This is a genomic window from Wolbachia endosymbiont (group A) of Anthophora plumipes (genome assembly GCF_964028115.1).
Classification (GTDB): Bacteria; Pseudomonadota; Alphaproteobacteria; order Rickettsiales; family Anaplasmataceae; genus Wolbachia.
This window is the reverse complement of the sequence record NZ_OZ034756.1, coordinates 781,868-796,350: the sequence shown is the minus strand read 5'-3', so window position 1 is coordinate 796,350 and position 14,483 is coordinate 781,868. Positions and strand designations below refer to the sequence as shown.

11 protein-coding genes, 1 tRNA gene and 1 pseudogene are annotated in these 14,483 nt (G+C 33.7%); 3 read left to right on the top strand and 10 right to left on the bottom strand.

Annotation, left to right across the window (positions count from 1 at the left end; genetic code table 11):
* Positions 1-141 precede the first annotated feature (141 nt).
* The 9 genes from ABWU75_RS04090 to pheS form a co-directional block, all read right to left on the bottom strand.
* Positions 142-4,428 (bottom strand): hypothetical protein, encoded by a 4,287-nt coding sequence (locus tag ABWU75_RS04090; RefSeq protein WP_353286669.1) that lies wholly within the window; start codon positions 4,426-4,428, stop codon positions 142-144.
* Positions 4,429-4,446: 18 nt separating this feature from the next.
* The gene (locus ABWU75_RS04085) at positions 4,447-4,953 is read right to left on the bottom strand and encodes a hypothetical protein (protein ID WP_353286668.1); all 507 of its coding nucleotides are present in this window, start codon (positions 4,951-4,953) and stop codon (positions 4,447-4,449) included.
* A 68-nt stretch (positions 4,954-5,021) separates the two neighbouring features.
* Positions 5,022-5,174: a hypothetical protein gene (locus tag ABWU75_RS04080; RefSeq protein ID WP_353286667.1), complete on the bottom strand. Its 153-nt coding sequence runs from the start codon at positions 5,172-5,174 to the stop codon at positions 5,022-5,024.
* 130 nt (positions 5,175-5,304) lie between these two features.
* A tRNA-Ile gene (locus tag ABWU75_RS04075) sits at positions 5,305-5,381 on the bottom strand.
* A gap of 9 nt (positions 5,382-5,390) precedes the next feature.
* The gene (gene rpmA / locus ABWU75_RS04070) at positions 5,391-5,660 is read right to left on the bottom strand and encodes a 50S ribosomal protein L27 (protein ID WP_096617064.1); all 270 of its coding nucleotides are present in this window, start codon (positions 5,658-5,660) and stop codon (positions 5,391-5,393) included.
* Between the two features lie 10 nt (positions 5,661-5,670).
* Positions 5,671-5,973: a 50S ribosomal protein L21 gene (gene rplU, locus ABWU75_RS04065; protein ID WP_096617066.1), complete on the bottom strand. Its 303-nt coding sequence runs from the start codon at positions 5,971-5,973 to the stop codon at positions 5,671-5,673.
* Between the two features lie 330 nt (positions 5,974-6,303).
* The gene (locus ABWU75_RS04060) at positions 6,304-6,771 is read right to left on the bottom strand and encodes a P44/Msp2 family outer membrane protein (RefSeq protein ID WP_264687812.1); all 468 of its coding nucleotides are present in this window, start codon (positions 6,769-6,771) and stop codon (positions 6,304-6,306) included.
* Positions 6,772-6,842: 71 nt separating this feature from the next.
* Positions 6,843-8,135, bottom strand: coding sequence for a bifunctional UDP-N-acetylglucosamine diphosphorylase/glucosamine-1-phosphate N-acetyltransferase GlmU (gene glmU, locus ABWU75_RS04055; protein ID WP_353286666.1), 1,293 nt, complete (start codon positions 8,133-8,135; stop codon positions 6,843-6,845).
* Positions 8,136-9,179: a phenylalanine--tRNA ligase subunit alpha gene (pheS, locus tag ABWU75_RS04050; RefSeq protein WP_353286665.1), complete on the bottom strand. Its 1,044-nt coding sequence runs from the start codon at positions 9,177-9,179 to the stop codon at positions 8,136-8,138.
* Positions 9,180-9,324: 145 nt separating this feature from the next.
* On the opposite strand from pheS, the gene ABWU75_RS04045 reads away from it, so the two are divergent.
* The 3 genes from ABWU75_RS04045 to ABWU75_RS04035 all read left to right on the top strand — a co-directional run bounded on the left by ABWU75_RS04045 (position 9,325) and on the right by ABWU75_RS04035 (position 12,612).
* Positions 9,325-11,112: a hypothetical protein gene (locus ABWU75_RS04045; RefSeq protein WP_353286664.1), complete on the top strand. Its 1,788-nt coding sequence runs from the start codon at positions 9,325-9,327 to the stop codon at positions 11,110-11,112.
* A gap of 240 nt (positions 11,113-11,352) precedes the next feature.
* Positions 11,353-11,949 carry a riboflavin synthase gene (locus ABWU75_RS04040; RefSeq protein WP_353286663.1) on the top strand — a complete coding sequence of 199 codons (597 nt, stop codon included), beginning with the start codon at positions 11,353-11,355 and terminating at the stop codon, positions 11,947-11,949.
* A 57-nt stretch (positions 11,950-12,006) separates the two neighbouring features.
* Complete coding sequence (locus tag ABWU75_RS04035; RefSeq protein WP_253307316.1) at positions 12,007-12,612, top strand: CvpA family protein; 606 nt, start codon at positions 12,007-12,009, stop codon at positions 12,610-12,612.
* Positions 12,613-12,662: 50 nt separating this feature from the next.
* On the opposite strand, the pseudogene uvrC reads toward ABWU75_RS04035, so the two are convergent.
* A pseudogene (gene uvrC, locus ABWU75_RS04030) lies at positions 12,663-14,482 on the bottom strand (excinuclease ABC subunit UvrC).
* Position 14,483: the final 1 nt, after the last annotated feature.

Genomic DNA, 14,483 nt, shown 5'->3' with positions numbered 1-14,483 from the left:
AAGTCGCTATAAAGGATACATCTACTAACTGTTAAATGGTGGACCAATAATACCAAAAACAAACTCCTCTCACAACCTTCTTGTTAAACGGGCAAAATTAGCAGTACTTTATGCATTTTAGATAATATTTATGTGCATAAATTAAGATAACCTTAAATCCAATGATTCCCCGCACCATTTTTGAGAAACAACATCATTCAGCTCAGTTGATATATTACCTTTGGAAAACTGTGCTCGGATAGGATTAGTGAACTCCGTGTTTGGAGATATAATAACTTCGCAGTTCAAAGGTTTTGCGCTTTTTAACCTTTCTCCAACACTTTCAGCAGCATATGCAACTTTCTCTTGCCTAGATGGATTATCATCTACCCAATACTTTATAGTAGAAGAACTTGACAATTTTTCCACGATTGGCTTTATGATATATCTACAAATATCCGATTTTACCTTATGAGCTTCCTTGTTTTCTAATTTCTTAATTTCTGATCTTGCGTTGTATACTGTATATTCACGTAAACTATTAGGCTGTGGTTTTATATTCTTACAGATCATTTTTTGTATTGCTGTCATATAGTCTATGACCTCTTTAGCCTGTCCTACATTAGGCTTTCCTTCTAACACGCTTTCATAAAATTTATTAATTTCTCCCACTTTTAAAGTGTTATCTTCATCACAGTAAATTGTATCCAGTGCTATCTGCAGCATACCATCATTGTACAGCGGCATTACAACATTGGTAAACAGCTCCAAGAAAACCGAACTCTTTGTGCAACAGATAATATGTTCTTCTAACTGATGAATGTCTGCATGTTCTTCTAACTGTTGAGAACCCTTACGGTCTTCTGTATAGTATTGGCTAAAAAATACCTCCATAAACTCTGGATATATCTTACGTACCCACTCAACTTTATTTTGCAAGTAATTTTTCTTGATGCTACTTTTTGTTAAAAATAAGTTAACTACGTTGTCGTAATGCTTATTATATTTCATACTATCTTCCTTATAATTTAGTATTTTTTCAAACTTCTCCTTTTTTTGTTGCGATTCTTGCTTTTTATTTGCAAGCTCTTCTATCTTTGCTTTTTCTTCCTTAAGCTTTTCTAATCTTATTCTAACAAACTCTAGACGTGCTTCATTAATAGTACTATCCACTTCACTACTCATATGTTTAAGCTGATCTATCAGTTGTTTTGCATATACATTAATCTGAGTTGTTTCGTCTAATTCCGTATTAGCGTTAGCTACAAGCGATTTTATCTCTTCTAATAAAGATAATGTTGTTTTTGTATTAAATTCAATTTTAACAAGCTGCATAAACCATTCTTCTCTCTTTAATACTTCCAGTGCTGTAATCTGCCCAAGAATGGTTTCTACTTCTTTTAAATTTTCCTTTGTAATTTCTATGTCATTTTCTATTATATACTTTCTCTCCTCCTCTGTTATATTTTTCCCTTTTATACTCTCTTTCTTTTTGATTATTCCTATGAACTCTTCTTTCTCTTCGGTTTTTATCTGTGCCTCAAATCGTGACTTTTCTTTTTCAAACTTTGTCTTTTCTTGATTAAGACTTCTTCCTTCTTTTTCAAGTCCTATTTTTTCTCTTTCAAGCTTTATTCTGCAAAATATTAAACGCCTTACTAAGCGATAAAGTTTAATTAGGAATCTTTTTATAATATTTCCATCAACTTTCAATTTTGCCTCAACTTCTCCTTTATTTTTGTTATTCTCCTGAATCTTATTCACTATATTATCAATTTTAGATTGAATACCCCTAATATTGTGCTCAATACCCAGATTATCTACTCTACCTCTAAATAGCCCCTCAATTTTATAAGTTACGCGTTTAAGAGCTTGAACAAAGTAGTCTTGTGCTTCTGCACCATTATGGCCTTTACTATTATAGGCTGCTTCAAATGCAGAAATTAGCTGATCAAGAACTTCAACTGCTAAATCATCAACCTCTTTAAATTGCAGCTTTTCCCCTTCATTACTCGAGCTTACGTCAGTCTCTTTTTTTCCTTTTATTATCTTAGATACCTCATTCTCAATGAGCTTATCTATCATACTTAAGATCTCATCACCAAACTGCTCTGGAGTTTTTGCATTATCCTGATTCACTGTTCTGTTGTAATCGTCTATGTAGTCTCCCTTCTGTAACAACTTTATATCAAACTTTAGCCTTTCACTTGAGTAACAGAAAAAGGTTGAAGGTCTTGCAAGGTTCAAACACCTAAGCCTACCAGGGCCTTGTATAAGTTGTGGTGGATTATTAAGAAAATCAGACCGTTGATCTATAAGCATCACAACATGCTGTAAGTCAATGGCATTAAAGCCCTGCACTTTCTCATGGTTAACATAATTACCACAAAGCCCCATACGCAATAGTGCATCATGATCCTGGACACTCCCTTCTATATATTTGTATTTATCAGAGAACTTCCTTAGCTTAAGCAATGGATATAGTTCTTGCATTTTAAACTGCTCTTTCACTTGACAAAATCTTTCAAATAAATTTTCCTTACTATAATGCACCAATGAGTCTAAGTCTAAGTAATCTTTGCCATTTTTATACTTGTTAAACTCTTCTTTGTCTTTACTGATTTTTTCCTCAAATTCATTTAGAGCTTGAGGACTTAAGGTATCACTGATCCTCCAAGACCGAAGCTGACAAAACCCTCCGTTACTAAGACTATATGTATATCCTTTAGGGCTTATAGCACGTACTCTATCTTCAAGTGGATACATATGCTGATCATAATATTCTTGCCTCTTTCTCTCACTCTCTTCTAATTGCTTGTACGCTTCCAAGCATTCCTCTTCTATCTTTGTAATATTGCCATTTATTTCATAATTATCTTTTAAGTACTGGAAAATATCTTTCAACTTTTTTTCATCAAATGTAAATCTTCTTCCTGAAAGTGATCTTGTTGAGTCAAACATTTCACATTCCGTAAAGTAACCAAGGTTTGTGAACAAAACCTCTTTTGCCCCTATTCCCAAAGATTTTAAAATCTTTTCTTTGTCAAGTTTATTAAGACCATATGCATCCACTGGAAGATTTATCGGTATCATAGTGTGAAGTTGTTTATCTTGATTCCAGTTTCTTACCAATCTTGTAAACAGGTCTGTATCTTTTTTATCCTGCAACAATTTAACTACATCTAGCATTCCTTGTATAATATCACTCGTTGTTTTGTCATTCACGATACCTTGCTCTGTCAAATACCTTCTCAGGCCTGCTTGCGTTTCTCCTGCGGAACATTTATCCAAACTTTCTTTAACTTGTGAACCCAGATCTTTAAAATTTGGAAACCTTGCTATATCTAACTCACTCCTTGAAAGCCCCGTAAGGAAGGAAAGTGTGTTCTCAATTACTCCATGCATAACACGAAATGCGGAATAATCGTGAACTTCACTCTTATAATCGAGAGTACCGTCAACAACTTCCTTGATTATATGGCTTTTATCACTTCCATATACATCAATTAAGTGATTTATTATTTCATTGCGTTTTTTGCCAACCGTATTATAGCCGTAACTAATCCCGTCTTTAAACACGTCATGGGTAATCTTCTTCCTGAACTCACCTTTCAGATTATTAGACTCTGCTAAAACGAGAGCTGGTTCACCAACTACGCTTTGAATATTGTAGAATATATAATTTTCTATATCCTTTTTTAAATCTTCATCCTCTAAGTCTGTGCACGGCGTATGATAAAAAGATTTTTTACTTCTTGCTTCCTCCCTAAAAGTTACCGCACCTTCAAGCTCACTAATATATTTAGTGACCAAGGGTTCTTCTACGCTTTGATGAACTTTAAGCTCCAGAGGGCCGTAAGCACCAGATTCCATTTTATCTTTCAGAGAAAGTGTTTTTATCAAGCCGTTATTGTTTTTAACATATTCATAAATATTGCCAGAAGGTGTTGCGCTCAAAAACAACGTAGGACAAAGTGCAGACAACAATCCCATGCGATACTTATACATCTCTTCTTTATCTACCCTATGTTCTTCATCAAAAGATAGGAATACTAGCTTCTCAATATCAAGAGTAAATTCTTCATTATTAATTTTAACTTTGCCATCTTTAACCTTGTATTTCTGATCGCCAAACTGAATTTCATTCTTGTGAATTACAAAACTCTTACCATCTATACTTATTTTTCCATCTCTTACTTTAAATTCTTTATCCTGAATACCCAAGGCTTTTATAATACCAGGAAGATTCTCAAGACCTACAACCTCCAAGAACTGATTCCAATTCTCCAGAAGACCCTTATTGCTTAATATAGCACAATTTCCTTTATTATTGATTCCATTTAACTTAATATCATTAACGCCTATATTAGATAATAGTTTTTTCCAATCATCACGTTTCTGTTCTACTAAATCAGTATCTGGTGCTAAAGATATGTAATGTATGCCCATTAGTCTAGCTGGCAGATATCATACAAGCAATTCTATAAAAGTTTTTCCAGTTCCTGTTGCAAGTGCTAACTCCGTAATAGGGTTCCCACCATCTTTCAAATGGGCTATTGCTTCTTTTACGTAAAGTAGATGTTGTGGAAATATTGAGATTTTACCTGGACCACCTATTATAGTATCTTTTCCCTTACTATCACCTTTAATTTTCACACTTAATATTTTCTTACCTGCCCTACCCTTGTTGATTAGCAGTTCATAAACATACGCACCCTTTATACCTAGCTGAGAATCATCCTCACTAAATTCAACACTATACGTATCATCATTTTGATGTATTAAACCCACGTAAACTTCTTTTCCATCTATAGTTATCTTACCTTTAGTTAGATTGTCTTCTATTAACTTTTCTATTTCTTCTCTAACTTCAGAGGTTGTTGACAACAAAACACCAAAATAAGTTTTTTTTAATCCTTCAATATAACTTGCTTTGAATTCATCATTAAATTTGCTAAGTACCTGTGCACCCACAGTTCTACCTCTCTATTATATCCTACTTTGTGAGTAGCTTTTTAGTATACTTAACTTAACACGAAATATCAATGATTTTTTTTATTATATTTCCTTACCCATTTGCCCAACACACCATCACTTACACCTAGTCTCTTGCTATTTTTGTAATCGTTTCTCTCACTAGCTTTACAGCTCCTAATGTTAAACTCAACTGTATATTCTCTTCTGTTTGCCATCACTATTCATTATTCAAACTTGAAAAAATATTTTCACTATAAAAAACGCCCTTTCTTTCTCTCCACTTTTTCTGGTTAAGGTCAGTTTTGTGCTATGTTAAATTACTATAGAGAAAAGTTCGAATAGGTTAAATGGTGGGTCTGGGAAGAGTTGAACCTCCGACCTCACGCTTATCAGGCGTGCGCTCTAACCACCTGAGCTACAGACCCCTGATTTATTCAAGCTGAAGCTTTCATATTATCTGTAGGCAAGATATCAATAAAAGTCTTTTTATTTGCTGACCTTCTAAAGCTGACCCAGCCTTCTACTTTGGCAAAAATCGTATGATCTTTACCTATACCAACATTCTTCCCAGGATGGAATTTTGTGCCTCTTTGGCGCACAATTATGTTACCAGGAATAACCTTCCCATTCTTCTTTATTCCTAACCTACGACCTGCTGAATCTCTACCATTACAGGAACTACCACCTGATTTTTTAGTTGCCATATCTTACCTCTTACTTTTGAAGATTAATTTCATTGATACGAAGAACAGTTATATACTGCCTATGACCAGTCTTTCTACGGTAATTTTTTCTTCTTTTCTTCTTAAAGATTATAATTTTTTCTCCTCTACACTGCTCCAATACTTCAGCTTTAACAGTAGCATTAGATGAATAAGATAAGCCATTATTTGAAATACAAATCACCTTATTGATTTCTACCTCTTTTTTTTCTTCAACTTCTAACTTCTCTACTTTTATTATACTGCCTTCTTTTACTAAATATTGTTTTCCACCAGTCTCAATTACTGCAAACATGACAAATATAAATTATTGTTATTAACTTTAATCGTAAACGATGTCATATATGCTGTCAATATAAATAAAAAACATGACTTAATGCTCCTTCTGAGCTACTTAAATACTTCTATCTTTTTTCACCTTGTTATCTGCTTTTTCTCAGACAATAATTAATTCTCAAAAAATCTTGTTTTGAACAGAAGCAAAACTTGATCATTTTTAATCTCCCTCACTTTGCTTTTGCGGTAGGTCTCTAATTAAAACTCCATAATACGGCTTATTAATTATCTAGCAAAAATTCAGCTTCAATTTGAAAAAAGTACAACCTGTTGCTATTCAGCTGGGGTTTTATAAGTTATAATTTATTCCAAGCTCAAATCCATGATTATAATCTTCAAATGCTTTCAATAGACTATAACCAGCAAAAGCACTTGTCCTTGAAGAAAGCGGAAAATCAAGACCAGAGCTTATTTTATATGAGAAACCAAACTTTGACTGTCCAATAAAATCGATAGCAGCACCTATACCAACATTGACATACGGAGTGATATCCGTGTTTGTAAACTCGTAATGATAACGTAAATTTGCTAAAATTCCTCCTTGCAGTCTGTATTTAAAAATATTTGCAACTGAAATCATAGGCTCAACTGAAATTTTTACGCTGTTTGTGTAGTGATAACCGATACTATGACTAAAATTGCCAGAACTGTATGACGAAGAAGTATAGATCCTATCTCTAACCCAATCAACTCCAAAACATGGTACTGACAAAGAAACAGCAGGCAATATAGCTACTAAGGTAAGTAATTTTTTCATTTTTACCCTCCAAATATTGATATACGCATGTATACAAATATAAGCATTAAAAATAATATAATTACAGCGAATTACTTTATTCTCTTAATCACCTGCTTTTCTCTTGCTATTGCAAGGCTTTTTTCTGGTACATCTTCCACTATAACACTACCTGCCGCAATTACAGAGTCATCATGAACATTAAGCGGTGCAATGAGTGAGCTATTGGCACCAATAAAGCAATTGCTTCCTATGTTCGTTTTATGTTTCTTTTTCCCATCATAATTACAAACAATAGTACCTGCTCCTATATTACTCCTCTGCCCTACTTTAGCATTTCCTATATAACTTAAGTGTTTTATTCTAGTGTTTTGACCAACTTCACTTGTTTTCACTTCCACAAAATTTCCTATTTTTGCCTTATTACCAATTGTTGTGTTTCCGCGTATTCTGGTAAATGGACCGACCTCAGCATTACTTTTAATTAAGCAGTTTTTTAAATGCGAAAATGGCAGTATTTTCGCACCAGACTCTATTTTCACTCCAGTACCGAAAAAAACATATGGGTAAATAACTGAATCTCTGGCAATTTGCGTATCAAGAGAAAAGAAAACAGTCTCTGGAGCAACAAGCGTTACTCCAGAGTTGGTAAAAAATTTTCTTTTGTTTTCTTGAAAGTAAAATTCAGCTTTTATAAGGTCATTTCTGTTATTTATTCCCGTTGCCTCTTCTCCACCGGTAATAACGTAACCGACATTTAAATTACTCTTCACTGCAATGGAAACTATATCGGTCAAATAATATTCATGAGTTGAGCTATTGCACTCTATTTTCTCCACCAATTCACGTAAATTCTTTGCACATGCAACCATTATTCCAGCATTTGCAAGAAACTCTTCATGATTATTTTTATCACTCTTTGCTTCTACGATTTCTCCTAAGGAACCATTCTCAATAATTAACCTACCGTATTCTTTATTGCTTGTCCTAAAACCTAGGCAAACTAGAGCCTTGCCTTCTAAGCAACTAACCATTTTAGTTATTGTGCTGCTTTTTATGAGTGGGGTATCTCCATACTGCACAATAATTATGCTCGAATCTGGCAATTCTTTCAGGTTTCTCATTGCAGTTTTGACTGCATCTCCCGTGCCAAGTGTTAATTCTTGTGTAATTAACTGTATATCCTTAAAGCACTTTAGTCTTTCAATTAAAGGCAGATCAACTACAACAGCAATATTTTCAGGATTTAACTGTTTTGCATTGTAAATGACATGCTGGAGCATGGAAAAACTGCCTATTTTGTGTAGGACCTTAGGCAAATCTGAATTCATCCGCCTGCCATGCCCTGCAGCAAGTATAACGAACGTATGAGTTTTACTTATCACTTATCTTAAAGATGAAAAATGAAAACCGTAATGATCAAGCCATCTGATTTTGTTGTCATAAAAGCTCCTTAAGTCGCTAATTTGATATTTTAGCATTGCAAGCCTTTCTATACCAATGCCAAACGCAAAACCGCTGTATTTAGTGTGATCTATTCCAACATTTTGAAATACATTTGGATGCGTCATACCGCATCCCAGTACTTCTATCCATTTACTACCTTTATAACTTATTTCCACTTCTGCAGAAGGCTCGGTAAAAGGGAAAAAACTATTACGAAAACGTATCTTCAGCCCTTTATCTCCAAAAAACTTATTAAGGAAGTGATGAATAGTAAATTTTAACTGGCCCATATTGACATTCTCATTGACATATAACCCCTCTATTTGATGGAACATAGGGGTGTGAGTTGCATCAAAGTCGTTTCTGTATACTCTACCAGGAGATACGATTTTAATCGGAAAAGTTTTCGCTTTTTCCATAGTTCTGATCTCCACAGATGAGGTATGAGTGCGCAGCACCATTCTTTTGTCGTTTATTTTATTCTTTAAGTAGAAGGTATCTTGCTCCTCCCGCGCAGGGTGGTGACTTGGAGTATTCAGTGCATCAAATACATGAAATTCATCTTCAATGTCAGGGCCATCAACTGCTTTAAAACCCATATGTGCAAAAATAAGCTTTACTTCATTTAGAACCTTACTGAGTGGATGGACCTTGCCCATTTTTTCTGGTCTAACGGGCAACGTGATATCAACCGCCTCGTTCTGCAATTTAAAGTTAACTTCTTCGGCTTTTAGTGCATTTTCCTTATTCATTATAAGCTGATCTAGCTTATTGCGTAAAACGTTGATAACTTCGCCTAAATTGCGCTTTTTTCCTGCGTCTTCTATCTCTTTTAAGTTGTCAAAATAAGCTTTAATTACACCCTTTTTTCCCAAATATGATAGCCTGACTTTTTCTAAATCTTGTAAAGAAGAAGCATTCTCAATTTCAGAGACCGCTTTATCTTCAAGTGAAGGTATTTCATTCAGTAACTCTTTATTCATCTTAGAAACGCTGGCTTAAACTTTAATTATAGTAAAATCTTGAATAGCATCAACAATCTAAAAACTGTCCCATTTTGATTATTAATTTATTGACCGATTAGTTTTTTTTATTTACCTTTGCGTTGATGAATTTGCTGTATCAACCATGCACAACAGTGACACTGAAACTGATAATAAGTACAAAATAGAGGATTTACCTAAGTTCTTTAAGGAAAGATCCAAAAACATAAGTAAAGCATTTTCTAGCAAAATAATTAAGATCAGTACCATTCGCTCGAGAAGTATTGAAAGTAATATACAAGAATTTTCATTTGAGCTAACAGCAACAGATAAAGACACCTTTAATATAAGATTATTTCGAATAAAATCTTTAATTGATTTTTTCAAAATCTGCCTTCTTCAGGAAAAAAATTTTACAGTCAACATAAAAGTGCCCAAAGAAAGCAGTGAATTATATAATAACTACTGTAAAACTAACAATTATAAAACTGTAAAAGAATTCGTAAATAATGCTCCGCCTCAAATCCTTCTGCAAGGAATAACAATCATACTACAAACAAATGTTAAAGACATTAACTTAGATAATTTGCACCAAATAGGGTCATTTTTAAATGAAAAGCTAAAACATGCAGAAAAAACTGAAAATGAGGAACAGAGTCAAGTTACACTACAAGTAAAAGAAGCAGAAAATAAAGACAGACAAGAACAGAGTGAAACTAAGCAAAAAAACGCACAAAATAGACAAATTGTACCATTTACAGGCTCGTTTGGCTTTAACGTAGCAAGCAAAGTAAATTGTAAAGCTCCAGTGGTTACTGCTGCAATAAAAGCTAATATACCAAAATATAGAATCTTCCTTCCCTTATCCAATTTTTTTAATGATGTAATAAGGTTATCCCTTTTAAGAACACCAAAACCTTCTATACAGAGCAACAATATACCATTTGGTGTCATTCCAGCGCTTGACGCTGGAATCCAGAAAAAAAAAGAAAAATGGACCCCAGTGTCAGCTACTTGGATGACAAGTAGTATAGGAAATCCAATACCTCAAGAAGCAGAACAGAATGTAGGTCAAACTACTTCGCACACAGAGTATTTTAAGGCTAACAGAAAAAAGAAGTCAAAAAAGCAGACCAAAGAACTATCAGAGAAAGAAAAACAATTAGCCATAAAACAAGCACAAAATGATGCTAGAGTAGCTATGTTAGATAACCAGATTGAGCGCAGGGGAAAAAAACTCGATGAAATATTTATTGAAGTGATGAATGGATACAAAAATCAAGATCCAGAAACATTTCGCAATGTTTTTAACTCAATATTCAATATTGTTTATTTTCAAGATAAACAATTACATGAAATATTAGAGTCAGGTGAGATATCAGAAGTATTAGAAATACTAGAAATACCACAACCAGCTGGCAAGTCTTCTTTTCCAAAAGAGTATTTACATAAGCAAGTATATAAAAAAAAAGAGCAATTGCTCAAATTAGTTTCAGGTGTTTATATACAACAACCTCCTACGCAACATGAAAATACTCCTCATAAATCTACAAACCCTTTACCAATAAATAAATATAAAGATCCTTCACCAGCAACAAATGAAGCTAAAACTCTACCACCTACTAACATTACACTCAAATCACCATTAAAAACTGTATTTTCCTCAAAAAAGGCTTATTTTTGTCTATTTATAATAGTAGCATCTGCATCAACACTTTGCTTATGGCATTTTCCATTAGGAAAAGTGTCAATGTTAAAAGGATTAGTGCCACCAGAAAAAAGAGAAAATATTGGGTTAGCATTGAACATAGGGTTACCAACATTGATTACATTATGTGTTTTGAGTTTAACTTACTTTATATATTCTGAATATTCTATAGAATCTGTTAAGCAAGTAAGTGAAAACGATCCCCTTTCTCGCGCCTATAGCTAGTGCAGGCTCAGTTTTCCTACGTCATACCGCCGCGGATAGATCCCGCTAACAAGCAGCGGGATGACAGCAGTCCTACGTCATACCGTCACGGTATCTCACATAGATCCCACTAACAAGCAGCGGAATGACGAATTTGTCATTTTTTAAATCGTTGGTAAACCAGAATTACTTTAGCTATAACAAAATAGAAGTAAGTTGTTGTAAAAAATTTTTCATGGTAAAATTATTTATTTTCACCATATGTTTAAAGGAATTATCACGGATATCGGGACTATAACTGATACTACCACTCACTCTAACTCTGATCAAATTTTCCATATCAAAACACAAAATTTACCTTCTATAAACAAAGGAGATTCAATAGCTTGCTCTGGTGTATGTTTAACTGTTGTGAACATACTGAACGATGTATTCACAGTTCAAGTGTCTCAAGAAACTATGAAGGTTGCTAACTTAAATACGTGGAGAATAGGAAAAAAAATAAACCTAGAACAAGCAATGCGGCTAAGCGACAGAATCGATGGCCGCTTGGTTCAGGGTCATGTTGATGGGATAGTAAAAATTTTAACAATTGAGCGAAATTTAGATTCTCATGAAATCAAACTATCGTGCCCACAAGAATTAATTAAATTTGTTGCAAAAAAAGGCTCCGTTACACTAGACGGGGTTTCCCTCACAGTGAATTCAGTTATTAATCAGGAATTTATAGTAAATATAATTCCCTATACATGGGAAAATACAACTTTTCAGTACAACAAAATAAATGATTATCTGAATTTAGAAATTGACATTATCGCTAGGTATTTAGATCAATTGATGCAGCATAAATACAATTAATTTTACAACCTTGTTATTTACAACTATTATATCTTGAAAACCATATAGATATAAAATATGCTTTTCGATAGCCTAATTATCTTCATTGTTGTTCTATGCGTAATAATCTCGGTAACTAGAGGTTTTATAAAAGAGCTATGCGCACTAATGTTTCTATTTTTATCAATTTTTCTGACAGCTAATCACTATGATTTTTTCACTCCAAATTATAGTAAATATTTTGATTCTAAAGTTATACTAAACATACTTTCTACAATCTCTGTATTTATTATACTTAATCTTATATTCATGATAATAAACAACTGGCTAATGTACATATTATCACCCATAAGGTTGGGGTTTATCGATAGAGTTACTGGAATCTTTCTCGGAGTGCTTAAAGGAATATTGCTCTCTTATGTATTATTTTTTGCTGTGCACTTATATTGCTATACAGTATATGACAAAAAAGAATATGGCAAAAAAGAGGAACATTCTGAAATAAAAGCAGAAGACATATTGCCTAATTGGATAATAAATTCACACTCTTATCAGGCTTTATTTGTGACAGCAGAAGAAGTAATTGACATGTATGTACCAGAGTCGTTGATACTAAAAATAAAAGAGATCGGTGGAGAAATGGTTGATCAAGAAAAACCCAAAAACAATAAAAAAGAAGAGTAAATATTTATTTATAAATATGTTCATTAGGAGTATTCAAAAAGCCATATGTGTCAGGTTAAGAGCACTCCTCTCTTATAATTCACGTATTTAAGAATGACTTCTGCTAAACCTTTACTAATTCCATGTACGTTTTGAATTTCAGCCAGAGAAGCTTTGCTTATATTTTTCACTGAACCAAAATAAGACATCAACGCCTTTTTCCTTTTGTTGCCAATGCCGGGTATTTTGCTTAATTGTGAAACTATAAACTGTTTATCGCGTTTTTTTCTATGTGAAGTTATTGCAAAACGGTGGGCTTCATTACGCAGCAATTGTAAGTAAAGCATGACTTTGCTGTCATTTGCCAGACTGAATTCTTCCCTGCCCAGCATATAAAATGTTTCATTTCCTGCGTTACGATCAGGACCTTTTGCCATACAAGCAAAAGGAACGTTTATATTCAATACTTCCAGTACATTCTGTACTATGGAAACATGTCCTGGTCCACCATCAATCAGTAAAAATCAGGTATTATGCCTTTTATATTGCCGGAGAAACGTCTGGTTAGCACTTCCCTCATCATTTTATAGTCATCGCCTGAAAATTTTTCCTTTATAGTAAATTTTCTGTACTCACTTTTTAAAAAACCCTCCTGCCCTGCAACAACCATTACACCAATTTGTTGATTTCCAAATATATGGCTATTGTCATAAACCTCAATACGCTTTGGAATGTTTGGTAACAAGAAGATTTTGCTAAGCTCCTCAAGCTTTTCTAGGTTATTTCTATAATCGATAAGCTTCTGCTCTAAGCTATGCTGAGAGTTATCATAAACAAATTTCAATAAATCACGCTCTTTTTTATTCTTTGCATGCAGAACTTTTACTGGCTTTTGAGCAACCTTATATAGTGCTTGTTCTATAATTTCCTTATCCACAATAGAATCTGGAACGTAAATTTGTATTGGAGGTATGTTAGCTGAATTATAAAAATTGACCAAAAAGGTGGATAAAATTTCATCATTTGAGTGATCACCACAGTTCTCGGCAAAGTAAGGAGTGCTGCCGTAGTTGTCTTTATTTCTGAACGATAACACACTAATACATGCTAGATCCTCTTCACGTACAATACTGAAGAAATCTGCATCTTTTTCAAAAGAAAAATCCGTGTGCTGTATTTGAATTTGCTCAAGAAACTTTACCCGATCTCTATATATAGCAGCAAGCTCATAGTTTTCTTCACTGCTGCACTTTCTCATTGTGAAAAGTAACTGTTCTTTCACTTCCTTATTTCTTCCAAGCAATGTATTTCGTGCCTGTTTTACTGATTGGCAGTAGTCGTCTTTTGTGATTTTGCTTATGCATGGTGCTGAGCAGCGCTTAATTTGATATTCAATACATGGTCTTTTTGTTGAGGAAAAGTATTGATCTGAACATACTCTTAGGAGAAAAGCTTTTTGCAATGACAATATAGTTTGCTTAACAGCAGCGGCAGATGTAAAGGGACCATAATAATGAAACTCATTCTTCTTAAATTTGCCTCTATATTTTGCTATTCTTGGATAATCGTGCTTGGAAATTGTTATATAAGGATAAAATTTTCCATCCTTGAGCACAATATTATAAAGTGGTTTCAATGATTTTATTAACTGTGCTTCAAGAAGCAGTGCTTCGATTTCATTCTCAGTGATGAATATTTCAACCTTAACAACCTGTGAGAGCATAACTCTAATTCGTTCAGAAAGGTTTTCGAATTGAAGGTAGTCAGATAATCTCGATTTCAAGTTTTTTGCTTTACCAATGTATAAAACTTTATCCTTATCTCCAATCATCTTATACACACCACAAGACTGCGGAGATAATTTTATCTGTTCTTTATATTGCTTGAACATT